Annotated in this window: 25 protein-coding genes and 1 riboswitch; of the genes, 6 read left to right on the top strand and 19 right to left on the bottom strand. The window is 63.4% G+C overall.

Annotated features, from left to right (window positions below):
* Window positions 1-32 precede the first annotated feature (32 nt).
* Entirely contained in the window at window positions 33-1,325 is a 1,293-nt protein-coding gene (locus QQA12_RS11485) for an adenylosuccinate synthase (protein WP_056931330.1), read from the top strand.
* 303 nt (window positions 1,326-1,628) lie between these two features.
* On the opposite strand, the gene QQA12_RS11480 is transcribed toward QQA12_RS11485, so the two are convergent.
* The 3 genes from QQA12_RS11480 to QQA12_RS11470 form a co-directional block, all read right to left on the bottom strand.
* The gene (locus QQA12_RS11480) at window positions 1,629-6,539 is read right to left on the bottom strand and encodes a hypothetical protein (protein ID WP_226049368.1); all 4,911 of its coding nucleotides are present in this window, start codon (window positions 6,537-6,539) and stop codon (window positions 1,629-1,631) included.
* Window positions 6,540-6,785: 246 nt separating this feature from the next.
* Complete coding sequence (locus QQA12_RS11475; RefSeq protein WP_226049367.1) at window positions 6,786-8,639, bottom strand: DUF2075 domain-containing protein; 1,854 nt, start codon at window positions 8,637-8,639, stop codon at window positions 6,786-6,788.
* Window positions 8,636-9,022 (bottom strand): nucleotide pyrophosphohydrolase, encoded by a 387-nt coding sequence (locus QQA12_RS11470; RefSeq protein ID WP_226049366.1) that lies wholly within the window; start codon window positions 9,020-9,022, stop codon window positions 8,636-8,638. The genes QQA12_RS11475 and QQA12_RS11470 overlap by 4 nt, the downstream gene beginning before the upstream one ends.
* A gap of 304 nt (window positions 9,023-9,326) precedes the next feature.
* Here QQA12_RS11470 and QQA12_RS11465 point away from each other — a divergent pair, with 304 nt between their 5' ends.
* Window positions 9,327-9,953, top strand: coding sequence for a hypothetical protein (locus QQA12_RS11465; RefSeq protein ID WP_226049365.1), 627 nt, complete (start codon window positions 9,327-9,329; stop codon window positions 9,951-9,953).
* A 53-nt stretch (window positions 9,954-10,006) separates the two neighbouring features.
* Here QQA12_RS11465 and QQA12_RS11460 read toward each other — a convergent pair whose 3' ends face one another.
* The 3 genes from QQA12_RS11460 to QQA12_RS11450 are packed head-to-tail and all read right to left on the bottom strand — an operon-like array spanning window position 10,007 to window position 11,628.
* On the bottom strand, window positions 10,007-10,345 hold the full coding sequence (locus QQA12_RS11460; protein WP_182334915.1) for a DUF6616 family protein: 339 nt from the start codon (window positions 10,343-10,345) through the stop codon (window positions 10,007-10,009).
* A gap of 12 nt (window positions 10,346-10,357) precedes the next feature.
* Window positions 10,358-11,131: a HEAT repeat domain-containing protein gene (locus QQA12_RS11455; RefSeq protein ID WP_226049364.1), complete on the bottom strand. Its 774-nt coding sequence runs from the start codon at window positions 11,129-11,131 to the stop codon at window positions 10,358-10,360.
* Complete coding sequence (locus QQA12_RS11450; RefSeq protein ID WP_226049363.1) at window positions 11,128-11,628, bottom strand: MarR family transcriptional regulator; 501 nt, start codon at window positions 11,626-11,628, stop codon at window positions 11,128-11,130. Before QQA12_RS11450 ends, QQA12_RS11455 begins: the two co-directional genes overlap by 4 nt.
* A 165-nt stretch (window positions 11,629-11,793) precedes the next feature.
* Here QQA12_RS11450 and QQA12_RS11445 point away from each other — a divergent pair, with 165 nt between their 5' ends.
* Window positions 11,794-12,582, top strand: a complete 789-nt coding sequence (locus QQA12_RS11445; protein ID WP_226049362.1) for a hypothetical protein — start codon at window positions 11,794-11,796, stop codon at window positions 12,580-12,582.
* A gap of 66 nt (window positions 12,583-12,648) precedes the next feature.
* On the opposite strand, the gene QQA12_RS11440 is transcribed toward QQA12_RS11445, so the two are convergent.
* Window positions 12,649-12,840, bottom strand: a complete 192-nt coding sequence (locus QQA12_RS11440) for a hypothetical protein (RefSeq protein WP_226049361.1) — start codon at window positions 12,838-12,840, stop codon at window positions 12,649-12,651.
* Between the two features lie 155 nt (window positions 12,841-12,995).
* On the opposite strand from QQA12_RS11440, the gene QQA12_RS11435 reads away from it, so the two are divergent.
* Window positions 12,996-13,724: an AraC family transcriptional regulator gene (locus QQA12_RS11435; RefSeq protein WP_226049360.1), complete on the top strand. Its 729-nt coding sequence runs from the start codon at window positions 12,996-12,998 to the stop codon at window positions 13,722-13,724.
* Window positions 13,725-13,881: 157 nt separating this feature from the next.
* On the opposite strand, the gene QQA12_RS11430 is transcribed toward QQA12_RS11435, so the two are convergent.
* The 3 genes from QQA12_RS11430 to gcvP form a co-directional block, all read right to left on the bottom strand.
* Window positions 13,882-14,310, bottom strand: coding sequence for a type II toxin-antitoxin system death-on-curing family toxin (locus QQA12_RS11430; protein WP_226049359.1), 429 nt, complete (start codon window positions 14,308-14,310; stop codon window positions 13,882-13,884).
* 7 nt (window positions 14,311-14,317) lie between these two features.
* Window positions 14,318-14,539, bottom strand: coding sequence for an AbrB/MazE/SpoVT family DNA-binding domain-containing protein (locus tag QQA12_RS11425; protein WP_226049358.1), 222 nt, complete (start codon window positions 14,537-14,539; stop codon window positions 14,318-14,320).
* Window positions 14,540-14,723: 184 nt separating this feature from the next.
* Complete coding sequence (gene gcvP, locus QQA12_RS11420; RefSeq protein ID WP_226049357.1) at window positions 14,724-17,609, bottom strand: aminomethyl-transferring glycine dehydrogenase; 2,886 nt, start codon at window positions 17,607-17,609, stop codon at window positions 14,724-14,726.
* A gap of 105 nt (window positions 17,610-17,714) precedes the next feature.
* A riboswitch (glycine riboswitch) is annotated at window positions 17,715-17,823 on the bottom strand.
* A gap of 280 nt (window positions 17,824-18,103) precedes the next feature.
* Here gcvP and QQA12_RS11415 point away from each other — a divergent pair.
* Together QQA12_RS11415 and QQA12_RS11410 are read left to right on the top strand one after the other, a co-directional pair.
* On the top strand, window positions 18,104-19,327 hold the full coding sequence (locus QQA12_RS11415; RefSeq protein WP_226049356.1) for a multidrug effflux MFS transporter: 1,224 nt from the start codon (window positions 18,104-18,106) through the stop codon (window positions 19,325-19,327).
* Between the two features lie 83 nt (window positions 19,328-19,410).
* The gene (locus tag QQA12_RS11410; protein ID WP_054667001.1) at window positions 19,411-19,827 is read left to right on the top strand and encodes a hypothetical protein; all 417 of its coding nucleotides are present in this window, start codon (window positions 19,411-19,413) and stop codon (window positions 19,825-19,827) included.
* Between the two features lie 216 nt (window positions 19,828-20,043).
* Here QQA12_RS11410 and QQA12_RS11405 read toward each other — a convergent pair whose 3' ends face one another.
* From QQA12_RS11405 to QQA12_RS11365, 9 genes are all read right to left on the bottom strand, one after another.
* Window positions 20,044-20,409: a DUF4440 domain-containing protein gene (locus QQA12_RS11405; protein ID WP_226049355.1), complete on the bottom strand. Its 366-nt coding sequence runs from the start codon at window positions 20,407-20,409 to the stop codon at window positions 20,044-20,046.
* 233 nt (window positions 20,410-20,642) lie between these two features.
* Window positions 20,643-21,191, bottom strand: a complete 549-nt coding sequence (locus QQA12_RS11400; protein WP_226049354.1) for a hypothetical protein — start codon at window positions 21,189-21,191, stop codon at window positions 20,643-20,645.
* A 102-nt stretch (window positions 21,192-21,293) separates the two neighbouring features.
* Window positions 21,294-21,605, bottom strand: a complete 312-nt coding sequence (locus QQA12_RS11395; protein ID WP_054666997.1) for a hypothetical protein — start codon at window positions 21,603-21,605, stop codon at window positions 21,294-21,296.
* A gap of 285 nt (window positions 21,606-21,890) precedes the next feature.
* Window positions 21,891-22,448, bottom strand: a complete 558-nt coding sequence (locus QQA12_RS11390) for a dihydrofolate reductase family protein (RefSeq protein WP_226049353.1) — start codon at window positions 22,446-22,448, stop codon at window positions 21,891-21,893.
* A 135-nt stretch (window positions 22,449-22,583) separates the two neighbouring features.
* Complete coding sequence (locus QQA12_RS11385; RefSeq protein ID WP_226049352.1) at window positions 22,584-23,051, bottom strand: hypothetical protein; 468 nt, start codon at window positions 23,049-23,051, stop codon at window positions 22,584-22,586.
* Window positions 23,052-23,304: 253 nt separating this feature from the next.
* Window positions 23,305-24,069, bottom strand: a complete 765-nt coding sequence (locus QQA12_RS11380) for a class I SAM-dependent methyltransferase (RefSeq protein ID WP_226049351.1) — start codon at window positions 24,067-24,069, stop codon at window positions 23,305-23,307.
* Window positions 24,070-24,164: 95 nt separating this feature from the next.
* Entirely contained in the window at window positions 24,165-24,680 is a 516-nt protein-coding gene (locus QQA12_RS11375) for a hypothetical protein (RefSeq protein ID WP_226049350.1), read from the bottom strand.
* A gap of 414 nt (window positions 24,681-25,094) precedes the next feature.
* On the bottom strand, window positions 25,095-25,559 hold the full coding sequence (locus tag QQA12_RS11370) for an RDD family protein (RefSeq protein WP_226049349.1): 465 nt from the start codon (window positions 25,557-25,559) through the stop codon (window positions 25,095-25,097).
* Window positions 25,560-25,589: 30 nt separating this feature from the next.
* On the bottom strand, window positions 25,590-26,180 hold the full coding sequence (locus QQA12_RS11365) for a hypothetical protein (protein WP_226049348.1): 591 nt from the start codon (window positions 26,178-26,180) through the stop codon (window positions 25,590-25,592).
* Between the last annotated feature and the right edge of the window lie 120 nt (window positions 26,181-26,300).

Here is a 26,300-nt window from a genome sequence, read left to right as displayed (position 1 = left end):
ATGGCCGCAGCCAACTCAGGAGTTCACCCGCCATGGGTCAATCAGTTGTTGTTCTCGGCGCCCAGTGGGGCGATGAAGGCAAGGGCAAGATCGTCGATCTGCTCACCGAGGAAATCGGTGCCGTCGTGCGTTTCCAGGGCGGCCACAACGCCGGCCACACCCTGGTCATCAACGGCAAGAAGACCGTCCTGCACCTGATTCCATCCGGCATCCTGCGCGACGACGCGCTGTGCCTGATCGGCAACGGCGTGGTGATTTCCCCGGCCGCGCTGCGCAAGGAAATCGAAGAACTGGAAACGGCCGGCGTGGAAGTGCGCTCGCGCCTGAAGATTTCCCCGGCCGCGCCGCTGATCATGCCGTACCACATTGCCCTGGACCAGGCGCGCGAAAAGGCCGCCGGCGGCAAGGCCATCGGCACCACCGGCCGCGGCATTGGCCCGGCCTATGAAGACAAGGTGGCGCGCCGCGGCATCCGCATCGCCGACCTGCACTACCCGGAACAGCTGGCCGAAAAGCTGCGCACCGCGCTGGACTACCACAACTTCGTGCTGACGAAGTACCTGGGCGTGGAGCCGGTGGATTTCGACAGCGTCTACGCCGAAGCGCTGGCCTTTGGCGAGTACGTCGAGCCGATGAAGAGTGACGTGGCCGGCATCTGCCACGACCTGCGCAAGCAGGGCAAGCGCGTGCTGTTCGAAGGCGCGCAGGGCGCGCTGCTGGACATCGACCACGGCACCTACCCGTACGTCACCAGCTCCAACACCACCGTGGGCGGCGCGCTGGCCGGCGCCGGCGTGGGCGCCGACGCCATCGACTACGTGCTGGGCATCGCCAAGGCCTACGCCACCCGCGTGGGCGGTGGCCCGTTCCCGACCGAACTGGACGATGAAATCGGCCAGGGCATCCGCGACCGCGGCGCCGAATACGGCGCCTCCACCGGCCGCCCGCGCCGCTGCGGCTGGATGGACATCGTCGCGCTCAAGCGCGCCGTGGCCATCAACGGCATCACCGGCCTGTGCATCACCAAGCTGGACGTGCTCGACGGCATGGAAAAGCTCAAGGTGTGCATTGCCTATGAATACCGCGGCAAGCGCACCGAATACGCCCCGCTGGACGCGCAGGGCTGGGAAGAGTGCACCCCGGTGTATTTGGAGTTCCCGGGCTGGAGCGAGAACACCCACGGCATCACCGAGTGGGACCAGCTGCCGCCCGCCGCCCGCGCCTACCTGCGCGCACTGGAAGAACTGGCCGGCTGCCCGATCAGCATCGTCTCCACCGGCCCGGACCGCGACCACACGATGGTGCTGCAGGATCCGTGGGGTTGAGGTGCTAGCTCCACAGGAGCTGGGGCACTAGCTCCGAAATGATGATGTTGAACTAAGAAGCCCCGCATCTGCGGGGCTTCTTAGTTGCTGTCAAGATCAAATTTCTATCTAATGCTGGGTGATAAGTGTTTCACGCTATCAAGCTGGTGCAAGAGCTTGGTAGATGCATCTGCATTCTGGCATCGCCCCTAAGATTGAACGGTGTGATAGAACTCGAGTCGCCCACCGGGTGTTCTCCTTGCAGGATGCTCCAAAAAGCGAATGAGCAAAATGCCGCTTCTTGGGAAGCGGCCTCCCTCGAAATCATAGGGTTACTGAGTTGTATTGTGCTCGCACGCCATTGACCAGCCGATTCTTGTTTTTGTACTTAAGGACTTCTTCGAGTACAGCTGGCGACTCGTTCGCGTGGACCGGTGAAAGCTCACTGAGCTTGCCAATGCCTAGACTGTTGTATGAGGTGCCCAGTCGAAGAGCTGCCGTGCCGCTGATCAACCAGCGGTCGTGTATTAAAATCTGTCCCCTATTGTCGTATTCCGCCATTGCAATGATTTCTGTAGCAGGCGGCTCGTCGTCTGACACTAGCTTCCACTGCCCGAGGAAGCTGTCGCGATCAAAGTCGATTTGGCTCACGCCGCGCATGCTGGTAAGTACCGTCACCTGAGCAGTTGGGCACTCCGCCAATACCAACTGTAGAAACTCACAGTCCGCATTTGAAAAGTACGCATCGCAAAGGATGATTGAATCTGAGGGGTTGTTTCTTAGCCAGAACCTCAGAAAATCGATGGCCTCTTGACGTTGGCCAGGTCTAACAATGAGTGCGCCATCTGACGTCATGCCTATGGCGGGAATCGGTGCGCGGCTCTTTGTGGCTCCTATGCGATTGGCTGTGCTAAGCGCTATTTCACTGGATAGCGTAATGACCTCAAGTAATGGTCGAATCCGAGACTCCGTATCAATATCACGCATGCATTTTGACGCGGAGTTCTCAATATACCAAGCGAGTACCGGATATGCCTCGGGTAAATACATTTCTCCGGATTTAATAAGGGTGCCAATCATTCTTTCGGGGTCCTTGGGCCGCATCCTGCCGCTGACCAATGAGCAAAGGTTGCGCTGCGCGGCATCAGACAGCTCGGAAGCGCTGCTCTGCTCGTCCTTTGCGTCTCGGTCGTCGCAAAGTCGCTTGCGTATATCTTGGATCGCGATATCTCGATCAAATCCTCTTTTCATCTCCAATCTTGCGGGGTCTTCATCTGAGAGTTCTGAGACCATCTGGGAAAGGTCTGCACTGACCATGTCCGCAAGATCAACAAGATTCCGCCGCCACCGAGAAGCTACGTCACGATGCCCACTGTCGAGTGAAATTTTAAGTGCGTCCCTTAATGCGTTTTTTGCTAATGCCGGTACGACTTGACGCACGGCGCGGATGTAGCTCTCTAGCCGCATGAACCTGTCGTACGATGAAGGGAGATCATCAATAGTCGCTCTGGCATCTGCTAATAGCTGCTTCCTCGAATCAAGCAACTTAGCGGGAAGACATTTCGATATTTCTATAAGAACATATGCCCGGTCAGCCTTATTGCTCACCGAGCGCGCTCGCTCAATCAGTTTATCCCAATCGGGCGACTTGGCCTCAAGTATTCGCATCGTCTGTGCGAGGCAAACGATAAGATATCCGTCGTGCTGAATATTTTTCTTGTCGGGAAGTTTGGCCCGGGCTAGCTCTTGAGCCTTTACTGCGAAGTCGCGCTTTTGTTGGCCAGTTAGGCACGCCCTGTTCTCTTTGGATGAAATTGCTCGGCAGGCCGCTTCAATAAGAACCCAAATTAACCAGTCTTCGCTCACGTTCTCCAATAGTGCAAGAATATCCATGAGGTCTTCATGGTCGGGAATGATGCGGGCATCATCCAGGTCCTGCCAAGGCTCGCCGGAGCTCTTCCGCATAAGGATCATCTTCCCTGCTCGGTAGAGTGCCGATGTTCTTTGTTGGGGTGAGAGCTTGGCGAAATCTTGTAGGGCAGTCGCAGTGTGCGCAACGTAAAGCGCAGGAGCCGCTAATGAAATCAGGGTCGCTCGGTCGGCCTCATTCCCCGCATCGCTTGCACTAATAAGGGGGCGTATCTTTTCCCTAACAACCATCTTGCACTCATCTGTACGACGCTCACACCAGAACTTCGTGGCGAGATCGGTGTAAATGTTAACTCGGGTGGATGCGCATGGTATCGCATCGCAAAGCCTGTACATCCTTTCTAGGTCCTGTCCTCCCACGCGGCCGTACTTCATGAGTGGCCTGAACGCACGTGACATGAGTGCAAGACAATGTGCGACAACATCAGCAACGGCTCGCTTGCCAAGCGTCTCGCTACGATTAAGTAAGAGGGCAGATTCGTAGATGGATTCAGCTAAGGCAAAATCCTTCTTTGCCACAATTGGGACTAGTTGGTACTGATACTCTACTCGAGCAAAGAGTGATTCTATGGTGTCGATCGCGGACCTGAAGGTCGTCATAAGGTCGTCAATGGTGTCTTCCGGGGCTTCAGCCACCGAAAATTCCATGACGTCTATGACAATGGCGCAGATGAAATGCGGGTCGCTCGCGCGCAAGGGGAGCTTTCGGAGAAATGATCTCCATTGCAAAGGGGATTTTGCTGTAACGACAGAACGCGCCGCCGCTAGAAGGGCCAAATCTCGTCTGGCAGGATCTTCTATGGATTCGATAGCGCCATTGATATCGCTCTCCAGTGCGGCGGTCCACGGCCTCTTGCATGCTGCGTTTATTACGTTTAATCGCGCGTCGTCACGCGACATCACGGAATTCAGCCTATTCACGACTTCAAGTGCTTGTGTAACGCTATACGTAGCAAGGGAGTGAATGGGTCTTTTTAAAACGCGACCTTGGTTTGCGCTATCTTGTATCAGAGCATCAATATTTGAGAGAAGGTCCTTCCGAAACACCTCACTGAAGCCATCGCTTTCTTCAAGCTTTCGCTCAGTGTCCACATCGTCAAGAGCGGATAACATGATAGCCAAGCAATCTACTTTGGTTTCAATGCTCCCGATGTTGTCTACGTCAAAGTAGGCATCATTCATGCGCGCTGAACATCGATCCAAGCTGATGCTGAACTCGGCATGTGCTAGCCTCATCTGCAAAAGTGTTAGGTCCTTAGATAGCGATGATCGTTCAATCAGCGGAATTTGCCCCTCGATCCTCCTTAATAAACTTAGGCGAAGACTTTCGTCCTGTATTAGACGCAGTGGTGCCGCCAGGTCCGCAAGGTCTCCGGCCTTTGGTACATATTCGGAATTGGCTACGAGCTGGTCGAGCGCGTATGACACCACTTCCGCAGCATTCTGCTCGTCACCACATAGGCCTATCACCCATCTTAAAAACTGCATTCGAGGGCCAATCTTCATTCCGCTCGCGAGAGAAAGGACTTGTTTTGTGGATGATTGGTCAATCACCGAGCGCAAGGAGGAAAGTAGCTTTTGGAGGCGTTCGTCGGTAATTTCGGAGGTTATCTTGTCGCCCTCGCCCGAATCGCCTCTTTGCCCCATGCTGGCGGCGAATGACATCCTCGCTAGGACTTCATTTTTTGATTTATCCTTCGCCCATCGACCGCTCAGGCCGGAGTCAAGGATCTGCAATGCAAGATCTGGCATTACAAATATAAGATTTTCTGCTATCGAAACAGCAGCGTCGCCGAGCTCGTCGAAGTTTACCGCTCTGGCGACTTCCCCGATGTACTCAATGATTTGGGGGTCTACAGTTCCCTCTCTCTCGCGTACTCGACGACAGTACTCCGCAAGCAGTGAGATGCGTGCCTCCTGTGTGGGGGCATTGATCGCGACATCTAAAGCCTTATCGTCCTTTCCAAGGGCGGCTAACGCGCCAACTTCCGCTTGAAGATCTTCGGTCGCGATGAGAGCGCCAAACATGCTGCGCTCCATTGAGAAGCGATACACGTCTACGGCATCCTTAAGCTCGGATGCTGCGCGGACGCCGAGTGATGCTCTTCCTCTCAATGCAGATATCGACTGGGTTTCTTTGAGTAGGCTGTCGTAGTGATCAGCAGATATGCAGCTGACAATCTCTTTTCTCTGTCCCATGAGTCTGTAGTAGGTCGGGAGAAATTGTAGCGCGATTGAGCTATTTGGATTTGCGGAGAGGTAGTCTATAAGTGAATTTAGCGCTCGCTCGCGATAGTCATCCAGTAGGCCGGCCGCGATAGCGCGATGTGCTTCAGATGTAAAAGAGACAATAGATGTTCCGGGATCTTCCACAAGGAAAGGGAGTTCAGAACAAGTAGAGTGCAGCGTATCAGCGCTGACGCTTGATACAATGCTCGCAAGGTCTATCCAAGTAAGCTCTTGCTTTGACTGGCCCAGTACGGCGAGTGCTAGCTTTATGCTTGGGTCGAGATCCGGCAATGCACTGAACTCCAATCGAACGAAGTCCAGGTGCTGATCGATGTTGGCAGAAAGTAGCTCGTCCGCTGTCCGTCCCGATGCGATCAGGCGTTTAAAGGACGCAAGGTTTCCTATGTTGCCGCGACATAATCTCTTTACCTGATCTCGTTGAGAAAGTGTAAGCGCTAGATCTGATAGGTATCCCTCTGCCTCGTAGTCTCCAAACTTTGGCAGAGGGAATGACTTGCTTCGAACACCGCCGATGTGTTTGGCCATTACGTCTTCCGGAGCGCTGACCAAGAAAGAAAAATTCTCAACACCGATAGGTAGAAGGTCAGTAAAGATCTGGCGGGCCTCCTCAGGCGGAACCTGCTGAAGTCCGTCTACCACTATGAATAGACGTGACCCTCGGCTCTTTTTTCTCACCTGTAGAATGAGTCGCCTGAAAGCTCCTTCGTCAAACTGGTTGTCGGGGATGGGGGAGTCCGAAACAAAGGTCCAGAACTGCTCAGCCAGAAGTTGCTGCAAATACTCCAGCGAATAGGAGATTTTGCTTGTGGCTTTGATGAAAAGTGAGAATGTTACTGAGGGGTACGTTCTGCAGAAGTGCGAGAGAAGCATGGTTTTTCCCGCACCTTGATCGGCTTCAAGAAAAACCACTAAGTCATCATTGTTAAGAAGATCTCGTAGGCTTTCAATGTAGTGGCCGCGCGAAACAAAATCGTTGGGAAGCTGCGGTGGTGAGCCGAATTTTGTTTCGATTGTTCCTGTTAATGGCTTTTGATCCGAAGTGGCTGAGGCTGTCATTTCGTTTCTCCTAACATTAATTGATCTCCCTATCTTTCCCCATGTCGCGTGGGGCTCTCATGTGGAACGCTATCACCTTCGCTTTTGTTTTTGATCGTGTCTAGGTGTGTGCGTGACATGCGGGGCATAGTGAGTGAGTTGCAAGATTCCTTGAGTGGCGCGCCGGACATTTGCAGGGGGGGCGGCCGTATTTTGATTCGTTCATGGTTTCGCGGACGCAAAATGCCTGCTTTGAGTTGAAATCGATCATCCGCGTATCGCTGTTTTTAAGGCTTGGTCACTGACATGGACATAGCAACCCTTCATTCCCCGGCTCATCAGCGTCTTGTAGGTATTCCGGATGATCCGATCCACCCGGTTATGAACCTCGGGGTTGCTCTTGGCCTGCGACTTGTAGCCCCAAATCGAACGGTCCTGCTTTGAGCGCTTGCTGGGGTCGGTAACGAGCCGGCCATCGCGCCAGGCCAGATCGGGGCCAATGATCACGCCCACGTAGTCCATCTCCAGGCCTTGGCTGGTGTGGATGCAGCCGACCTGCTCGACGGAGTTGTCGGCGATGGCCCACAGGCTGCCGTCACTGCCCAGGTTCCACTGGGCGCGGTAGTCGTGTTCGGGGATTTCAATGTCCCAGGCGTTGGGGTCTTTCTTGCTCTTCCAGTCCCAGCAGTAGCCGGCGACCATGCGCGATTTGTTGTTGTCGCGGTTCTTCTCGCGGATCAGTTGGTGCAGATCGCGTGGGGAGTCGACGATGCCGAATTCGAAGGCGCCGCGGTCGAAGTCGGTATTGGCGGTTTCGCGGATGCCAAGCAGGTTGTCCAACCACGCGATGTAGCTGTCCGAGCCGGCGCAGCGGAACTGGGACGACAGTTCAAGCAGGCTGACCCCGGCGTCGAAGTAGGCCGCCCAGCGGCGCAGTTCTTCTGTATGGCCGATGTCGGACAGGGTGACTATCTGGTCGTCGTCCACGAAGAACACGGTGCAACGGGCGCTGCGGATCAGCTCCATGACCTGGTTGTCGCCGAGGTTGCCGTACAGGCCACTCTTTTCATTGAGGCGGTGGGCCTCGTCCACCACCAGCACGTCGAAGACGTGGGGCTCGGTGGTATGGAAACCGCCGGAGCCGGAGAACAGGCTGGCGATTTCGTACTTGCGGAGGTGCCCGGCCAGCTTCTGCGCGTAGACGGCACGCGGCGCGGCGTTCTTGGAAACGTACTTGGTGGTCAGGCCGCGCTTGGTCAGTTCCACCAGCAGGTTGACCGCCACCACCGATTTGCCGGTGCCCGGGCCGCCCTTGACGATGACGACCTGCTTGCGGGTGTCGCTGGCCTGTGCGGCGCGGGCGAGGCAGTTTTCGTAGACCAGTTTCTGGTCGTCGATCAGTACGAACTCCTCGTTGCCCTTGAGCATGCCGGCAACGCTGTCGGCCAGCATCTTGGACGGGCGCACGCGGCCGTTCTCGATGCGGTACAGCAGCTCGGCGTTGTCGCCACGCTTGACGTGTTGCTTGATGAAGGCGCGCAGCTTCTGCTTCTCGCTCGGTCCACGCAGGAATACCGGTGCCTTGTCCAGATGGGCGGTATAGCGGGGGTCGTCGATGGCGCCATTACGAACATGGTTGTGCAGGTAGGCGCAGGGCTTGAGCTGGATGCCGCCTTCGTGCACGGCCGTGTTGAAGCCTTCCAGCAGCGCGGCATAGGACCACGCCTGGTAGCTGGGGTGGATGCCCTCGCTTTCCGCCGGGCCGCCGCGCTGGGCAATGATGATGCCGTCCTTGTCGGTGACCCTGGACTCGGACCACTGCTTGAGTTCGACGATGATCGCGCGCGGTTCGCTGTCGGCGGCATGGCCGCTCAGGATGAAATCGATGCGCTTGTTGCTGTAGGGAATGCCGAACTCGATGCCCACGCCCATGTCATCGGGCAGGTCGTCATCGGCGAGCACGTCCACCATCTGCATCAGCGAATGGCGCCACGCGCGGAATTCCGGGGTGGGGGCATATCGCTTGGTCTTCTGAAGGAAGGCCTGCGCCACGATTTCCTCGATGGCGTTTTCTTCCGAATCCCTTAGGAATCCGGCCCGTGTGGACTGATAGACAATCACGCTGGATCTTTCCCTGATGTTTCCCCGCTTCCGTGAAGCTCGGTGTACTTGTCGCTGCGCCCTTTTGCAAGTTCAACCGGGTATTTCTTCGCGTTGAGCGCGAGCTTGCCGCGTGCGGCGTCGGCCGGGTCGATCTGCAATACATCGCACAGGCGCAGCAGGTAAAGCAGGACATCGGCAATTTCCGTGCCGACTTGAGCCTTGCGCTCGTCGCTCAGGTTCCGGCTCTGGGTTTCGGTGAGCCACTGGAAGTGCTCCATCAGCTCGCCGGCTTCGATGCTCAGGGCCATGGCAAGGTTCTTGGGGCTGTGGAACTGCTCCCAGTCGCGTTCCTGCGCAAACTGGCGCATGGCAGACTGGAGTTCATGGAGTGCGTCGGGCATGGCATCGAGTTGCTGTAGGAAATTCCTGATAATGGTAATCCGCCATTGACCCCGGTGGGGCCCGCTCGCATGCTGGGGCTCGGAGCCTAGAAACTCCTCACGAAGCGGTCCCCACCTCCGAAAAACCGGTGGGTTTTTTGTGCCTGCCTTGCGGGTACAACCGACGCGATGCCTGCGTCGGGAGGGCGGCTAATACAAGACCCGCAAGGGGAATACGCCCGCCGTCTTCGTGCGGTTTCTAGCCTCCCGACTTCCCGTCCGCCGTTCGCGGCGGGCGGCCACTTCATGGAAGGAGGCGGCAACGATGGCGATGCACACGTTGGACGATGACAGGCCGGGCTACTACCTGCCCGAAGACAGCCAGCAACGGCTGGTGCGGCTGAGCGACCACATCAAGTTCCTGCTGCGGTTGATGCAGCCGCTGGCCGATGCGACGGATTCGCCGGCGCGCGAGGTGCGCCTGGCCGAGGTGGCGTTCTGCCTGGAACTGTTGGGCGACCAGGTGGACCTGGTGCTGGATGATGTGTCGTGGCCCGCGCAGCGTGCGGTGCAGGCGGGCGCGCCCGCGCGCGATGCCGCGGACCAGGCGCAGGGCTACGCCTTCGGCGTCACGCTGGCGCAGGTGGATGCGCTGGATGGCTGGGTGCGCACGCTGGCGGCACAGGGCGATGTGCTGGCCACCGGCAATGCGGCCGGGTGGGCGCGCGGTACGGTGCCGTCGATGGGGCGTGCGGTGTTCGATGCGGCGGCGGCCATGCGCGGGGTGCTGGATGCGGTGGAAACGCAGCGGCTGGCAGCCGGCGCGGGTGCGCGCTTGCGGGTGGAAGAGGCGCAGGCGGTGTATGCGGTGCCGCGTGCGCTGCCGGCAAGGGTGTCGCGTGACCCGGCGCGGGTGGAGGCGGAACTGGCGTACGGCGATTCCCTGCACTGAGGGGGCGCAGCACGCGCACGGCGCACGGCCAATGGCCATGCGCCGGCGTGGGCTCAGGCCGCGGCCAGTTGCTGCAGGTGCGTTGCGAAGCCGCCTTCGTCGCTGGCGGCGTTGATGTGGTCGAAGTAGGTGTACCAGCCGCTGGCGTGGATGCCGGCGAGCAGGGCATCGCGCGCCTGCGTGTCCGGGAAGCGCCAGATGCCGAGGAAGCGGTGCGCGCTGGCGTGGTCGATGCCGGGGTCGGTGGGGCCCAGCGCCAGCACGTCGATGCCGTGGCTGGACAGGCCGCCCATGGCGGCGCCGATGGCGTCGAGGAACTGCTGGCGCTGTGCGGCGGGCAGGGCGGTCCAGGCGGCGTTGGGCGTATACAGTTCCACGAGGTAGTGGGGCATGCGGGGCTCCTTTCAGGCGAGGTTGCGCAGGGCGCGTTGGCAGATGCGGGCGGTGGCGGCGCCGGGGGTGTCGCGTTGCCACTGGGCGCAGTGTTGGCGCACCCAGTGCGGCTGGTCCTTGGCGGCGTCGTTGAGCCAGTTGCCCACCGAGTCCTGCACGTAGGTGGAGGGGTCGGCGCGCAGCGGGGCGAGGATGGGCAGCATGCGCGCCGGTTCGCGCTTGAGCGCGGCGATATGCGCGCACCACACGCCGCGCGGGCGCAGGGCTTCGCAGGCGAAGCGGCGCAGGCGGTCGGACGGGTTGTCGGTCCACGCCGCCAGGTGCGCGATGGCCGTATCCAGGTCCGCGGCCAGGTGCGGGCGCACGGCCATCCATGCCCATTCGCGCACGCCGAAGTGCGGGTCGTCGGCCAGCGGGCGGATGGCCTGCAGCCGCGTGGGCAGGTCCAGCCCGGGCTGGCGGCCGATCATGAAGCAGGCCCAGCCACGCACGGTATCGGCGGCGTGCAGGCGGCAGGTGGCGATGGCAGCGGCGCCGTGGTGGGCGAGCACCACGGCGGCAATGGCGTCCATGCGCTTGAGGATGCCCAGGGTGCAGGCCGTGTCCGCGGCCGCCAGCGCCGCCGGGGGCAGGCCGGGGAACACGGTGCGCAGCAGGGTGGCCTGGTCCAGCGCGAGCGCTTCGGCGAGGGTGGCGCTGGGCAGTTCGCCGCGGGACAGTGCCTGCAGCACCGGGACAGGAATGTCGGCGGCGCGGCTGGCGCCTTTGCGTGCGGCAGTGGTCATGCGGCGGCGCCGTCGCCACCGCTGAGGTGGGTGGCGACCTTGCCGAGCAGCGCACCCAGTTGCGTGCGTTCGCTGGCCGACAGCCCGCCGAACAGGCTGGCGATCCAGCGGCCGTGCTGCTCGAACACGGTTCTGGCCACGCGCTTGCCCTTGCGGGTGAGCGTGACCCGCAGGGCGCGGCGGTCGCTGGCGTCGGCCTGGCGCTCGGCCAGGCCTTCGCGCTCCAGCCCGTCGAGCAGGCCGGTAACGGTGGCGCGGGTGATGCCGGCCTGTTCGGCCAGTGCGTTGGGCGCCAGCCCGTCCGGCGCGGCATCGAGCAGGAACAGCAGCACGAAGCGGCCTTCGGACAGGCCGTGCGGCGCCAGCAGCGCGGCGCAGTCGCGGTCGATCGCGGTGGCCAGCGACAGGGTGCGGAAGCACAGCTGGATGCCTTCCACGTCGGGCAGCTGCCGGCGCTGCGCTTCCTGCAGCAGGGCAAGGTATTTCTGTTCGAGCATGAAAGTAGCGCGGCTTATTGTAAGGCGGCTAACTATATCCGCATGGATAGACGCGCGCCAGTGCGGTTTCGCCAGGGGCGGGTGTGCCATGCCAGCGGGTGCTGGCCCGTCGCTTCCCTCGGGTGGGGCAAATAGGCGATGCTGCGGCAGCAAAAGGGGGAGTGCATGACGCACGCAGGGCAGGACGACAAACAGGCGGTGCCGGCTGGCGCGCCGCCCGCCACGCCGATGAACTGGTCGCCGATTCCCGACGTGGGCACGGGCGATGAATCGTGGGTGCTGAACCTGTGGCGGCGCGGGTGCCGCGAGCCGGCGCTGATGTTTTCAGCGGCGTACGTGCTGGTGGGTTTCCTGGGGCTGTGGTCGAGCGCGTGGTTCTACCACGGCTTCGGCATCAGCATTGCCGATTACCTGCAGGCCAGCGATTACCTGGTGGCGGGCCTGCGCGACCCGGGCAGTGTGCTGATCTTCGCCATCGGCGTGCTGCTGGCGGTACTGGTGAGCTGGCCGGAGGCACTGCGCCGCCGTTACCCGGACTACGTGGCCGACCTGCGCCGGCGGCGCTGGTGGGCGCGCATGGCGTTTCCGAAGGCGCGGATCATGACCTGGGACGGCATTGGCATCCACCCCATCACCGGGGTGAGCCTGGTGGTGGCGTTGTTCATGCTGTTGGGCTCGGCGGTGTACATGCAGACCAAGGGCGAACTGGTGCGCGAGAAGGGCCGCGGCACGCCGGTGCGCGTGCACATGCTGGGCGATGCGGCGCCGCAGCCCGGCCAGGCGCGCTTGCTGGGTACCAGCAGCGCCTTTGTCTACCTGTGGTGGCCGGCGCAGCAGCGCGCCGAGGCCGTGCCCATCACCTCGGTGCGCCAGGTGCAGGCCGTACCCAGAAGAGTGCGCGGCGCCGCGGCGGCGGCACCGCCTGCGGCACCGGCGGCGCCAGCCACGCGCTGAGTCGGGCAGGGCCAGGACGCGCCGGCCGTTGCGTACCTGCCGGGTGCCGGCGCCGCGCTGGCGCGTTCAGTGGCGGGTGTCGTGCGGTTTGCGCCCGCTGCCGGATTTCTTGCCACCGCCATCGTGCTTGTTGACCGTGGCCCAGGCGATGCGCTCGGCGGTTCGGGGGCTGGCACCGCGGGCTTTTTCGCTCTTTTCGATGTGCGCGGCCTGGCGCTTCTGCTTGTCGGTGTAGCTGGATTTGTCGCCCTGGGTCATGGCGGTACTCCCGTGGGTGTGGGCTTGCAGGTATAGGCCGGGCGATGCGGGCAGAAGGTGAAGCGGCCGTTGCCGGTGCGTTATGCCGGCCCGTGCCCGGCGGCGACGGAGGGCTTGGCTAGAATGCGGTTACTGCACTGCTGCCGGACCCCCGCTTGATGCGTATCGACCCCGCCGAGATCGAAGCCCTGTTCGACGCCATTCCCAGCGTGCTGTTCTTCGCCAAGGACGCGCAGGGCCGCTACACGCACGTCAACAAGACGATGATGCAGCGGCTGGGGGTGAAGTCGCGCGGCGAGGTCATCGGCAAGCGCGCCGACGAGCTGTACCCGGCGGGCATGAGCGAGGCCTACGTGGCCCAGGACGCGCGCGTGCTGGGCGGCGAGGTGATCGAGAACGTGATGGAGCTGCAGCTGTTTGCCAACCGCCAGCCGGGCTGGTGCCTGACCTGCAAGCGGCCCATCGTGGAGAACGGCAGGGTGGTGGGGCTGATCGGCATCTCGCGCGACCTGGGCCAGCGCGGCGGGCTGGAATCGCAGTACGAGCCGTTGCGGCTGGCGCTGGATTACCTCAACACCCATTACGCCGAAAACGTGCGCATGCAGACCCTGCTGGACATCACCGGGTTTTCGCTGAGCAAGCTGGAGCGCAGTTTTCGCAAGGTGTTCCAGATGACGCCGCAGCAGGTGCTCACGCGCCTGCGCATCCAGATCGCCCTGCACCTGCTGCACGGGCAGGACAGCGTGGCCAGCATCGGCCAGGCCTGCGGCTTTACCGACCAGAGCGCGTTCACCCGCAAGTTCAAGGCCGAGGTGGGCATGGCCCCGCGCCAGTACCGGGCGATGATTGCGGCGCGGCAGCAGGAAACCGCCGCGCCGGAGTGACGTCCGGCTGTGCGCTGCGGCGCGGGAGTCCAGCCTGCGGCTATGCAGGCAAAGAGGCGGGCTGCGCGTGGGGCGCATGCCACAAGCCGATGCCGGGTTGAAGAAGAGCGGTTGCTGGGGCCGGTGATGGGCCGGTGCGCGGCGGTGGTGCCGCGCTTCAATCGGCGTGGCCCGCGCGCGGTTCCTGCACGTGGCCGCCGGCGTCGATGCGGATGCGCGGGCGCAGCCAGGCGGCGAACTCGGCTTCGCTGGTGGCGCCTTCGGCCAGGCCCAGCATGGCGATGTACTTCTCTTCGTCGGTCGCGGTCAGCTGGCCGTCATTGAGGGCGATGAACACGCGGTAGCAGACATGCGCGGTGCGCTTGTTGCCATCGACGAACGGATGGTTGCGCGCCAGGCCGTAGGCCAGGCTGGCGGCAAGATCGGCCAGGTCTGGCGGTGGCTCGCCATAGGCGTGCAGCTGCTGCGCGCGTGCGAGCGCGGAGTCGAGCAGGGCGTCGTCGCGCACGCCGCTGCCGCCGCCATGTTCGGCGAGCTGGCGGTCGTGGATGGCCAGTGCCAGTGGCTTGCTGATCCAGCGGATCATGACCGCCTCACTGCGCCAGCTTGTGCAGCACCTGGCGGTCTTCGCGCATGATCGCCTCGGCCACCTCCATCTGCGCGGCAAGCTCCGGGTCGAATATGGTCAGGCGGATGCCGTCGGGCGTTTCCAGCGCATGCAGCTCGTCGCCTTTTTCCAGGCGCAGGCGTGCAAGCAGTTCCTTGGGCAGGATGATGCCGGACGAGTTGCCGATGCTGGTGATCTTGAGCTTCATGGTGGGACTCCGCCGTTTGTTATAACGGACGTTATCACTGGGTGGCCGGGCGGACAAGCGGACGACCGGGTGCGCTGGCCGTAGGCGCGCGCCGCATGTTCACGTCAGACGTACGCACGCAAAGCGAACGGCCCGCTTGCGCGGGCCGTTGCCTTTTACCTTTTACGTGGCATCGCTGCCCGGGTCAGGCTTCGACGTCTTCCTTGTAGGCATCCACCGGGATGCAGGCGCACATGATGTTCTTGTCGCCATAGACGTTGTCCACGCGCGCCACCGGCGGCCAGTACTTGGACTGCTTGAGCGAGGCCAGCGGGAACGCCGCCAGCTCGCGCGGGTAGGCGTGGGTCCACTGGCTGGCCGACACCGCGGTGGCGGTGTGCGGGGCGTGCTTGAGCGGGTTGTCCTCGCGGTCCAGGCGGCCGTCCTCGATCGCCTGGATCTCGGCGCGGATCTGGATCATCGCGTCGATGAAGCGGTCCAGTTCGTACTGCGACTCGCTCTCGGTCGGCTCGACCATCAGCGTGCCGGCCACCGGGAAGCTCAGGGTCGGGGCGTGGAAGCCGAAGTCGATCAGGCGCTTGGCCACGTCCTCGGCGCCGATGCCGGAGGTCTTCTCCAGCGGCCGCACGTCGAGGATGCACTCGTGCGCCACCAGGCCGTTGCGACCGGTGTACAGGGTCTTGTAGTGCGGGGCCAGGCGCGTGGCGATGTAGTTGGCGTTGAGCAGGGCGACCTGGGTGGCCTTGCGCAGGCCGGCCGCGCCCATCAGCGCGATGTACATCCAGCTGATGGGCAGGATCGAGGCGCTGCCGAAGGTGGCGGCCGAGACCATGGCGCCGTTGCCCACGCCCTGGGTGCGCAGGCCGTCGGCGACCAGCGCGCCCGGCAGGAACGGCGCGAGGTGCGACTTGACCGCGCACGGGCCCACGCCCGGGCCGCCGCCGCCGTGCGGGATGCAGAAGGTCTTGTGCAGGTTCAGGTGCGACACGTCCGAGCCCCACTTGCCGGGCTTGGCCACGCCGACCAGGGCGTTCATGTTGGCGCCGTCGGTGTACACCTGGCCGCCGTGCTTGTGGATGATCTGGCAGATCTCCACCACCTCTTCCTCGAACACGCCGTGCGTGGACGGGTAGGTCATCATGATCGCGGCCAGGCGGTCGCTGTACTTCTCGGCGTTGGCGCGGATGTCCTCGACGTCGACGTTGCCGTTGGCGTCGGTCTTGGTGACCACCACCTTCATGCCGCACATCTGCGCCGAGGCCGGGTTGGTGCCGTGCGCCGAATCCGGGATCAGGCAGATGTCGCGGTGGCTCTCGCCGCGCGAGGCGTGGTAGGCGCGGATTGCCAGCAGGCCGGCATATTCGCCCTGCGCGCCGGAGTTCGGCTGCAGGCTCACCGCGTCGTAGCCGGTGCATTCCACCAGCATCGCTTCCAGCCCGTCGATCAGTTCCTTGTAGCCCTGGGCCTGGTCGGCCGGGGCCAGCGGGTGGATGTTGGCGAACTCCGGCCAGGTCACCGGGATCATCTCGGCGGTGGCGTTGAGCTTCATGGTGCACGAGCCCAGCGGGATCATCGTGCGGTCCATCGCCAGGTCCTTGTCGGCCAGCGAGCGCAGGTAGCGCAGCAGTTCGTGTTCGCTGTGGTGGGTGTTGAACACCGGGTGGGTCAGGAACGCGGACCGGCGCACCAGGGCGGCCGGCAGCGCGTCGGCGGTGGTCGCGTCCAGCGCGTCCACGTCGACGCTGGCGCCGAACAGCGCGCCCAGCGCGACGATGTCCTCGCGGGTGGCGGTTTCGTCCAGGCTGATGCCCACCGCCTCGCTGTCGATCACGCGCAGGTTGATGCCCGCGGCCACGGCCCTGGCCTGCAGCGCGGCGGCGTCGACGTTGCGCACGTGCAGGGTGTCGAAGAAGTGCTCGCCCACGTCCACGCCGTTGCCGCGCAGCGCCGCGGCCAGGATGGCGGCCAGGCGGTGGGTGCGGCGGGCGATGCGGGTCAGGCCTTCCGGGCCGTGGTAGACGGCGTACATGGAGGCCATCACCGCCAGCAGCACCTGCGCGGTGCAGATGTTGGAGGTGGCCTTCTCGCGGCGGATGTGCTGCTCGCGGGTCTGCAGGGTCAGGCGGTAGGCCGGCTTGCCTTCGGCGTCGACCGACACGCCGATCAGGCGGCCTGGCATCGAGCGCTTGTAGGCGTCGCGGCAGGCCATGAACGCGGCGTGCGGGCCACCGAAGCCGAACGGCACGCCGAAGCGCTGGCTGTTGCCGACCACGATGTCCGCGCCCCATTCGCCGGGGGCGGTGATGAGGGTCAGCGCCAGCAGGTCGGTGGCCACCGCCACCAGGCCCTGGCGGGCATGCACGGCCTCGACCAGCGCCTTGTGGCCGCCGATGTGGCCGAAGGTGTCCGGGTACTGCAGCAGCACGCCGAAGCAATCGGCGTCCAGCGCCTCGGCCGGGGTGCCCACGCGCAGGGTGATGCCCATCGGCTCGGCACGGGTGCGCAGCAGCTCCAGGGTCTGCGGGTGCACCGCGTCGTGCACGAAGAACACGTCGGACTTGGACTTGGCCGAACGCTTGGCCAGGGTCATGGCTTCGGCCGCAGCGGTGGCTTCGTCCAGCAGCGAGGCGTTGGCGATCTCCATGCCGGTCAGGTCGGCGACCATCTGCTGGAAGTTGATCAGCGCTTCCATGCGGCCCTGCGAGATTTCTGCCTGGTACGGGGTGTAGGCGGTGTACCAGGCCGGGTTCTCGAGGATGTTGCGCAGGATCACGTTCGGCGTATGGGTGCCGTAATAGCCCTGGCCGATGAAGCTGCGCAGCACCTTGTTCTTGCTGGCGATGGCGCGGATCCTGGCCAGTGCCTGCACTTCGGTCAGCGACTCGGGCAGGGCCAGCGGGGCGGGCGACTTGATCGCGGCGGGGACGATGGCGTCGGTCAGCGCGTCGAGCGAGTCATGGCCGACCACGCGCAGCATCTGCGCGATTTCGGCATCGTTGGGGCCGATATGGCGGTCGACGAAGGCGGAGGCGTGTTCGAGTTCGCGCAGCGAAGGCGTGTTCTGGGGCATGACGGACGTCCGGAGGGTGGCGTGCGGGGCTGGGTCGGCGAGCCCATGCCTTCCGGCGGCGGTTCCGCGCACGCGGCACCACGGCCGGCAAGCCGGTGGCTCGCCTCGTGCCCCTCTGTCCTTTTGCCTGAGAGTTTGGAAGGCACGACCTGCGGGTCGCGCGCCTCGTGCACCTTCGGCGCCGGATTGAACCGGTCTCTCCAGAGTTTTGACGCAGGTGGTATCGGGCCTGAGCGATTGCGGGCGTTTGCGCCTTCGGCAGCGATGAACCGCTTCTCCCACCGTGTAGCGCGCCGATTATAGCCGTTGCCCCGGGCCACCGGCGTGGCCGCCAGGCTGAACGGGCCGCGCTCCCGCGGCCCCCCGGGTGCCCGCCTGCATGGCGCCGCCGCCGCCACGGGCCTATCATGGACGGCTTCCCGTTTTTCCCAGGCGCCGCCCGCACAGGGCCGGCGCCCGTCGTGCGTCGCCGCGCACGCCCCGCCGGATACGCCATGACCACCGCTTCGCCGTCCACCCGCCGCCTGGCCCTGCTGCTCGCCGGGTTGTCCATGTTCGGGCCGTTTTCCATCGACACCATCTTCCCGGCGTTCCCGCTGCTGGCGCGGGAGCTGGCGGTGGACGAGGTGGCGGTGCAGCAGACCATCAGCGTCTACCTGCTGTTCTACGGCCTGATGAGCCTGGCGCACGGCCCGCTGTCCGATGCGTGGGGGCGCAAGCGGGTGATCCTCGGCGGGCTGGTGCTGTTCGCCGCCGCTTCGGTCGGCTGCGCGCTGTCCACCCACCTGGGCACGCTGCTGGTGTTCCGCGCGCTGCAGGGCGTTTCCGCCGGCGTCGGCATGATCGTCGGCCGCGCGGTGATCCGCGACCTCTACCACGGCCCCGACGCGCAGCGGCTGATGAGCCAGGTGTCGATGATCTTCGGCATCGCCCCGGCCATCGCCCCCATCATCGGCGGCTGGATCCTGCTCGGCGGCGGCGACTGGCCGCTGATCTTCTGGTTCCTGGTGGTGTTCTCGCTGCTGCTGGTCGCCACCACCGCGCGCTGGCTGCCGGAAACGCACCCGCCGGCGGCACGCACCGCGCTGTCCCCGCGTGGCCTGCTGCGCGATTACCTGCGCATCGGCTTCAACCCGCGTTTCCTGCGCCTGGCCCTGGCCGGCAGCATCAACTTCGGCGGCATCTTCCTGTACATCGCCTCGGCGCCGGTGTTCGTGATGCAGCACCTGCGCCTGGGCGAAGGCGGCTTTGCGTGGCTGTTCATTCCCACCATCGGTGGCATGACCACCGGCGCGTTCCTGTCCGGGCGCATGGCCGGGCGCACGCCGCCGGTGCGGCAGATCAGCATCGGCTTCGCCTGCTGTGCGCTGTCGGCGGTGTTGAACATCGCCTATGCGGCCTCGGTGGCGCAGTTGCAGCTGCCGTGGGCGGTGCTGCCCATCTTCCTCGGCGGGCTGGGCATGGCGCTGATCTTCCCGGTGCTGGCGCTGGCGGTGCTGGACATGTACCCGCAGCAGCGCGGCCTGGCCTCGTCGCTGCAGGCCTTCGTGCAGCTGATGATCAGCACCGTGGTGGCCGGCGTGGTGTCGCCGCTGCTCAGCGGCAAGCCGCTGCACCTGGCGCTGGGCATGGCCGGTTTCATGCTGCTGGGTTTCGCGTTCTGGTACTGGGAACACCGCCGCGAGCGCCACCTGGCCGGCCCGCACATGCACATCTAGGCCAGGCATCCCTTCCCGCATCACCCCGCCTGCGTCACTCTCCCCCTTACCGGCCAGCATGGCCGCCACCGGAAGCTGCAACCATGTCCATCCACTCCAAGGGCCGCCGCGAGGCGAAGAAGAAGCTGGCCGAGCGCGAGCGCAACCAGGCCGCGGCCAACCCGGCGCCGAAGCCCGCGGTGGAACCGCATGCCGAACTGCGCGACCAGCAGCGCACGCTGCTGGCCGGCATCGTGCGCCGCGATGGCGAGTGGGTGCTGGGCATGGACGGCAAGATCGCCGGCGAAACCCCCAGCGCCGCCCGCGTGCTGGCGCTGATCATGCAGGCCGCCGAGCTGCACGAGCGCAGCGGCACCCCGGTGCGGCTGATGTACTCCGATGCGCTGAAGGACGCCGCGCACGCCGAAGCGGCGGAGCAGGGCATCGACTTCGACACCTGGAAGCGCAACCTGGCCACGGAACTTGGCCTCGGCGCGAAGGACGCCGCGGCCACGCATTGAGTTCCTGATGCGTAGTGAACGGACAAGGGCGCCGCGTGGCGCCCTTGTTGTTCGCGCATGGGTGATGGATCGGGCAGGGCCACGGCGCGCGCCGCACGATGGCATGCCGGCATCCGCGGTGCCCGACGCAGAGCGCGTTGTGGCCTGGGGAACGGGCGTCGACGATTGCCCGGATGGCAGGTGCTGCAGCGTTGCCGGCAGCCTCACCGCGAAGCGTCAATGGCGTGATGGTCGAAGCCGAAAACACGGGCGAGACGCCATCCCATCGTGCAGATGCCACACGCTGACGAACTGCGCCGGCGTGCTGGCAGCCACGCCACGCTCGTCGAACCTGTGTTTCCCGGCCTGCATGGCGCCGTAGTCCTGGATGGGGCAAGTGCGCAGGGTGCCGGGAACGACCGTGTGGGTGATGCCGCGATCCGCCGGGCATGAGGCGGCCGGTCGACGGGTGTTTTTCCGCACCTGCCCGCCTACGGACAGGCCATCGGTGCCGTGATGGAACTCGACATCATCCTGAAAAATGGCATCGGCCTCGTCGGCGTCGCACGACACGGACGATGCATCGAAAAGCATGCCGTCCATTCGCGCCGGCTCTTCGAACAGGGGACCCGCGCGCAGACCGCCATCGTCATCGGGAATGGGCGGCGCCCGGAGGACGCCGCTGACCGCTGCCAGGAACTGCGACGGCGGGAGCGAGGGCTTCTGGTGCCGTGCGCACATGAGCCTGGACCTGTTCCGTCCGGATGCGGTAGCTGGTCGTACTGCCGTCATCTGCGGTCGCCAGGCCGGAACGCCGGTGCGCCGCAGGGCCGCAATCAGGCGGGGTCCGAAGGCACGCCAGCGCCGGCTGGTTGCGCACCGGGCCGGGACGCAACCAGCGCTGCCAGTGCCTTGCGGATCAGTCTCCAGTGGATCACCCACATGACCAGCGCCAGCAGGGCGAACAGGGAGCCGACGTCATTGGGAATCAAGGAGCCGATCTGCGCCGCGCACCAGCCGAACCCGGTGCGGGCACCAAACGATTTCATCTGCCCCAGCCCGCCGCGGCATTGCGCTTCGCGCCGCAATGACGTCGTGACGGCGTGGATGATGAAGAAGTCCTCGATGAAGTTGTAGGGAAGTACCAGCATCCACCAGACAGAGCGGGGCGTCGCCGTCCTGTTGCCGGCGGAAACACGCGCCAGCACCCGGCGTAGATCATTCGCGTACGCCGCCACCAACGCCAGGAAGACGAGGCCGAGGAACAGGGCGCCGTATATGCCAAGCACGGAAAGCTCTTTCGCCAGGCCGACGGGTTCGGGCTGGAGGAACGGATACGCCAGTGCCCATGCCACAAGGGCCGATAGAAGTACCTTGATGGCCACGAGTAATGCCGGGTGTATGGGGCGAAGCATGGTTGCAGGCTCGGGTATCCGGGACGGGTTGGCCCACGGGTCGGGCGGCTGGGGTGAATTATCGGGCCCGATTCACGAACTGGCGAATACCGCCATGTAGAACGCCGCTGCGCCGAGGGGCAGAGCCAAGCGCATGTGGCGTACATGGCGTGCGGCAGAGTGTGTGGTGAGCTGGCGGGCCCTGGAGCTGAAGGCGACCTTCAATACCTGGAACTGGACATTGGCCAGAAGGATCCGCGGGATGCCCGCATAAAACCGTGCCGATGGCTGCCCGACCGGGATCCACTCCGGCCTCTCGGCGGCAATGATCCGGTACAGGCGAAACGACGCATGCAGGAGCAGCAGCGTCGAGAAGACAGCGATCAATACCAGCAGATGCAGCATGCAGGGCCTGTCGTCTGGACTGGGCCGCGCCGCGAAGCGGTGCCGGCGTGAGTGGACTGCCAGGCTCGCCGCGATTTGCCCGGGCACCTGATCCCCGCGCGCAGTCCTGGATCATCTGCGCCCTGGTCGATGAAATCCTGCCGGGAAGGCGCGGACGAACTCCGCCCGCGCTCAGGCCCGTGGCAGGACGACGCGTGGCCGGATCGCGGGCAAGGCGCCCGGATCGAGCGTTGCGGCAAGGCGGGATCGGCTCGAAATGCCCGGCCGGCAGCGTCCTTGTGCGGCTCAGGGGGCGCGTCGGTAATGCATGGCCACCGCACCGCAGCGCATGGGCTGCGCAGCGACCAGCTCCAGCCGCCGCGTACAGGGCAACCCGCTGCCGTACAGGGCAGGGCCATGGCCAACGATCCTGGGGTGGACCAGGAACCTGTATTCGTCGATCAGATCCAGCCGGTCCAGCTCGGTCGCCAGCTTGCCGCTACCGAGCAGTACCCCGGCCGGCGTCGCGTCCTTGAGCCGCTGCACGCCCGCACGCAGATCGCCGGTGATGAGGTGGCTGTTCGCCCAGGGAAACGCCTTCCGCGTCGTCGACACCACGTACTTCGGCTTGGCGTCCAGTTTGACCGCCCATTCGCGCATCGACGCGGGCGCCTCCACGTCGCCACGGGCGACTGCCGGCCAGTGGCTTTCCATCATCTCGTAGGTGACACGGCCCCACAGCATCGCGCCGCTCTCGTCCATGAGGCGGGTGAAGAAGGCATGGGTTTCGTCGTCGACGACGCCCTCGCGGTGATCGATGCAGCCGTCCAGGGTGACGTTGATGCTGAAGGTCAGAAGTCCCATGGTGCCCTCCGTTGGAGATGCGCGATGCGTTGCTATCCACCCGGCTCCAGGGGGCGGACACGAGCGGTGATGCGCGCGCCCGCGTCGCCTTGTGCCTGGATCAGGCTGGGATGCCCGGCTGCGCCGGCAGGCGTCTCACCATTTTCCGAAGAAGGATGTGACGTCGAAGTAGTAGGCCATGCGCTTGCCATCGGCCGTGGTGATCTCGATCAGGTCGTAGGCCCTTTTACCTTCCAGCAGGAGTGACTGGCTCTCCCGCTTGAAGCCGGGGTGCTTCCGGGCAGTCCAGGCATACTCGGCGGCAACCCCCTCCGCGCTGTTCGTGGCTTTGATGGGGACGGCGGTCTGGATGGAGGTTCCCTCCTGGCCGATGGATGCATGTGACGATGTGCGCTCGGGGCCGGTGGATGCGCACGATGAGCAGAGCAACGCCAGGACGATTAGTGAGTTGCGCATGATTTCCCCTGTGGAGCCTGATGTGTGAACCATGCCGGCGCGTTCCATGCGCGCCGGCGTGAGTGAACGGCCTGGCCGCAGATCAGATCGGGCCAGGGCCCCGCTCCAATCGTCCGCCAAGATGCTGTCCGTTACGGGCAGCTCCATTGGTGTCCGGCGCTTCATTGGCAGGGATCGCCTGAGCCGCAATGGCCTACGCCAGATTGAATGACCAGCCCGTTGCAACGGCGATCAAGGCGGTGAAGAAGCCATGTAGGCGGGAGCGAGGACGGAATGGCAGGAACACGATGGAGGGAAGCGCCAGGGGTGAGCCACGGAACGGAGATGGCGAACTTTTCCATATGAGCCCTGGCGTCTGGATTGGGCTGCGCCGCGGGGCAGCATCTGCTTCAACAAGTTGTCAGGTCTTCCCGGGGCTGATTCCTGGCATGAGTGCAAACACGCCCCAGCCCAGATATTCGCGCGTGTAGGCGGCGTGGCGCCCAGGCTCTGTGCTGAGTTTGGAGCGGATCTCATCCGCCAACTCATCGTCGGGGTTTTTCTCCAGCCATCGGCGCATCGTAAGCCACTTGGCGGCCTCGTATCTGTCCCAGCCATCCTGATTGGCCAGAACCATCTCAACGACGTCGTAACCAAGCTTGCCGAAGGATGCGAGAAGCTCCGGAAGAATGAGGAAGTTGGAGATTGAGTTGGCAAGACATTTCCTGGCGATATCTTCCGTTGGCGGCAACTGCCGCCAGTATGGCTCGCCAATCAGGATGACTCCGCCGGTACGCAGGCTCCTGGCCAGAAGCTCGATGGTTCCAGCGACGCCTCCGCCAATCCAGGTGGCACCGACACAAGCCGCAACGTCAGCTTTATCGTCAGCGATGTAGCCGCTTGCATCGCCGTGGATGAAATTGACCTGATGGGCGACGCCGAGTTCTTCGGCGCGCTGTCTGGCGTGTGCGGTGAACAGCGAACTCATGTCGATGCCGGTGCCGACGATGCCGTGGTCGCGTGCCCAGGTGCATAGCATCTCGCCCGAACCGCTACCAAGATCAAGCACGCGGTCTCCGGACTTCAGGCGCAGTGCCTCGCCAAGCGTTGCGAACTTTTCTGGCGTGAACGGATTGTGGATTCGGTGCGCACTTTCCGTGATGTTGAAGAATCGCGGGATGTCCAAGTCGGAGATTTCCTGAAGATTGCGAGAAGATTGGGTAGGAGGCTTGGCGCCGGAACTAGCCCGGCCCACGAGACGGCTTCGGTTTGAATGAATCGTTAGGCATCATGGACCAGCCAACTCGACCAAGGAACGTTGCTGTCTGCGATACCTGCTTGCGCGGCGGAGATGAGACAACGCATTGACTCACTCACGACCCCTTGGCCGTCCTGCGTAATCTCCAATTGACCCAGTAGCCTGAAATTACCAGTCTGGGCCGGGCTGAAGGCCTGAAGCAGCACGAGCGGCTCGTCCATGTCTGGCGCCCAGGAAGAGACAACCAGTACATCAATCTTCGATGGCAAGTCCGGGCCTGACCACAGACCTTCCCGTGCGAATGCCCAGGCTTCAACTTGATCTTTCAGGTGTACGAGGCTGGCCTTGCCTCTCTCAACTGCCTCAGCTTGCGTGTCCGCCTCAAAATCGAAGACTTGGCGTCTGTCACCCTTTTTTACTACAGCGAAAGGACAGATCAACTCGCCGCCGCTGAGTGTCGATGCAATCATTGCGGCGTGAGCCAGTACGAAGCCACCAAAGCTGGCTGCGGTCTCCGATGGTAAGGATGCTTTTTCCATGATGCCTGACCCCTGAGTAGAGCTGTGCCGCGAATCGGGTCCGACTTGGACGAATTGTTAGGCCTCATCTTCGCGGGGTTGATGAAGCGCTTGAATTCCTGCCGAGTGGTACACCGGTTAGGCGGCATCTCGGCCAGCCCGGCAATAGTAGAATCTTTTCGGTAATGCAGCTCAGGCGGACGAGTTTTAGATCTTTCTCATCCAGGGGCGCGGCGCACAAGAATTGCCAGTCGCCGTCGGGTCATGGTGGATCTCGCGGATCGGCTCCAAGTCCTCCATGACCTGGCGGATGGTGATAACGCCAGCTTAAAAGTGAAGGCTGAAGGGCCAGGATTAAAATGCGTGAGGGTGGCTCATGCGGTTTAACGCCTGAATTGATCCGCGCCGCGGAGCGGCTTCGGCCTGGACGGACTGCTAGCTTGCTCGTCGGACGCGCAACACCTTGGTCTTGCTGAGCGAGTCATGCCACCAGGTGTCGGCGAGTGTAAAAGATACGGGCTCAAGGGGTATCAGGCGGGAAAGTGTTCGAACAAGGACCGCAGATAACGATGGTGTGGTGCCGGATTCGGTCACCACCCTGGTGCCCAAGAGCACTTTTCCAAGTGTGCGTCCGAAGATGGACTCCAATGCGAGGTAGTAGAGGACGTACAGAAGCACAAATGCCACAGATGACCAGGCCGAGCTGGTTGCTGCGTCGTATGCTTCCGGCCCATAGACGACCACGTAGGCGACTTCGCCGACAAAGAAGGTTGAGCGGACGACGAGGAAGTCGACCATGAACGTCAGAAAACGGCGGCCAGCAGAGGCGGCTTCGCCGACGATGCGCTCGGTGCCAACGACTGATTCACCTGGCGCATAGGGATTGTTCTGTGATGACATGCAAGCTCCAAAAGCAAGCTGACACCTGGGTCAAGCCGCGCGAAGCGGCGTCGGCTTGAATGAACTGTCAGGTGCCTGGCCAGGATGCGCCAGCGCTATGCCGAGTGTCATTGGCGGCATGATGTGGCGGAAGACAATGCATGAACCGCTGCGGCTGCCAAGGTCGATCTCACTCACAGCGCCCTCCCCAAGTGGGTCTGACTCCGTTAAAGACTGTATGGAACAGGGAACGAAGGCTGCGGCGGCGGGAAGGCGCTGCATGACGTAGGCCTTGCCACTGGATGCCTGCCATTGGAGGGCAGTGGCATCGCACTCCATGGCCTCAAGGTCGAGCGATGGGTGCTTGCCCGAATCCAGTTCTACCTCGCAGGGTGCGCCCCGTGCCGCGCGTCCATCGGAAGGTTGCATTACGGCTATTGCCGTTGCCATTGGCGTCGTGAGCGCGTTTACCCATGCGCGGCGAACGGGACCACAAGCGAAGGTGTGAATCGCTTCTATCGTTGTATCGGTGAGCGAGGAAACGTCCACAAGCACCTGACACCTGTTCGGCCGCCTGGGCGCGGCGTAGTGCGGATAATGGCCGACTTCACCACCACTCGCAATCTGTGGTTTTTCTTCCATTCCATACGCTTGGAAGGGCAAGGAAGGCGCAGGAAATGCCGTGCCGGGTTTATGCCGCAAGCATTACGCTGCAACGACTACGCCCCGCGGTCTGCAGGGGTAACGGCGGATGCGGAGCGT

This window comes from Stenotrophomonas sp. 17(2023) (assembly GCF_030345315.1).
GTDB classification, from domain to species: Bacteria; Pseudomonadota; Gammaproteobacteria; order Xanthomonadales; family Xanthomonadaceae; genus Stenotrophomonas; species Stenotrophomonas acidaminiphila.
This window is presented reverse-complemented; position numbering and strand designations above follow the sequence as displayed.

Coding starts and splice junctions, on each gene's coding strand:
- gcvP (WP_226049357.1), bottom strand. CDS start 17,609: ATGCCCCAGAACACGCCTTCGCTGCGCGAACTCGAACACGCCTCCGCC.
- QQA12_RS11470 (WP_226049366.1), bottom strand. CDS start 9,022: ATGCCCGACGCACTCCATGAACTCCAGTCTGCCATGCGCCAGTTTGCG.
- QQA12_RS11465 (WP_226049365.1), top strand. CDS start 9,327: ATGGCGATGCACACGTTGGACGATGACAGGCCGGGCTACTACCTGCCC.
- QQA12_RS11440 (WP_226049361.1), bottom strand. CDS start 12,840: ATGACCCAGGGCGACAAATCCAGCTACACCGACAAGCAGAAGCGCCAG.
- QQA12_RS11385 (WP_226049352.1), bottom strand. CDS start 23,051: ATGGAGCTGCCCGTAACGGACAGCATCTTGGCGGACGATTGGAGCGGG.
- QQA12_RS11365 (WP_226049348.1), bottom strand. CDS start 26,180: ATGGAAGAAAAACCACAGATTGCGAGTGGTGGTGAAGTCGGCCATTAT.
- QQA12_RS11485 (WP_056931330.1), top strand. CDS start 33: ATGGGTCAATCAGTTGTTGTTCTCGGCGCCCAGTGGGGCGATGAAGGC.
- QQA12_RS11410 (WP_054667001.1), top strand. CDS start 19,411: ATGTCCATCCACTCCAAGGGCCGCCGCGAGGCGAAGAAGAAGCTGGCC.
- QQA12_RS11425 (WP_226049358.1), bottom strand. CDS start 14,539: ATGAAGCTCAAGATCACCAGCATCGGCAACTCGTCCGGCATCATCCTG.
- QQA12_RS11390 (WP_226049353.1), bottom strand. CDS start 22,448: ATGGGACTTCTGACCTTCAGCATCAACGTCACCCTGGACGGCTGCATC.
- QQA12_RS11415 (WP_226049356.1), top strand. CDS start 18,104: ATGACCACCGCTTCGCCGTCCACCCGCCGCCTGGCCCTGCTGCTCGCC.
- QQA12_RS11405 (WP_226049355.1), bottom strand. CDS start 20,409: ATGGACGGCATGCTTTTCGATGCATCGTCCGTGTCGTGCGACGCCGAC.
- QQA12_RS11455 (WP_226049364.1), bottom strand. CDS start 11,131: ATGACCACTGCCGCACGCAAAGGCGCCAGCCGCGCCGCCGACATTCCT.
- QQA12_RS11370 (WP_226049349.1), bottom strand. CDS start 25,559: ATGTCATCACAGAACAATCCCTATGCGCCAGGTGAATCAGTCGTTGGC.
- QQA12_RS11480 (WP_226049368.1), bottom strand. CDS start 6,539: ATGACAGCCTCAGCCACTTCGGATCAAAAGCCATTAACAGGAACAATC.
- QQA12_RS11450 (WP_226049363.1), bottom strand. CDS start 11,628: ATGCTCGAACAGAAATACCTTGCCCTGCTGCAGGAAGCGCAGCGCCGG.
- QQA12_RS11460 (WP_182334915.1), bottom strand. CDS start 10,345: ATGCCCCACTACCTCGTGGAACTGTATACGCCCAACGCCGCCTGGACC.
- QQA12_RS11395 (WP_054666997.1), bottom strand. CDS start 21,605: ATGCTGCATCTGCTGGTATTGATCGCTGTCTTCTCGACGCTGCTGCTC.
- QQA12_RS11445 (WP_226049362.1), top strand. CDS start 11,794: ATGACGCACGCAGGGCAGGACGACAAACAGGCGGTGCCGGCTGGCGCG.
- QQA12_RS11375 (WP_226049350.1), bottom strand. CDS start 24,680: ATGGAAAAAGCATCCTTACCATCGGAGACCGCAGCCAGCTTTGGTGGC.
- QQA12_RS11430 (WP_226049359.1), bottom strand. CDS start 14,310: ATGATCCGCTGGATCAGCAAGCCACTGGCACTGGCCATCCACGACCGC.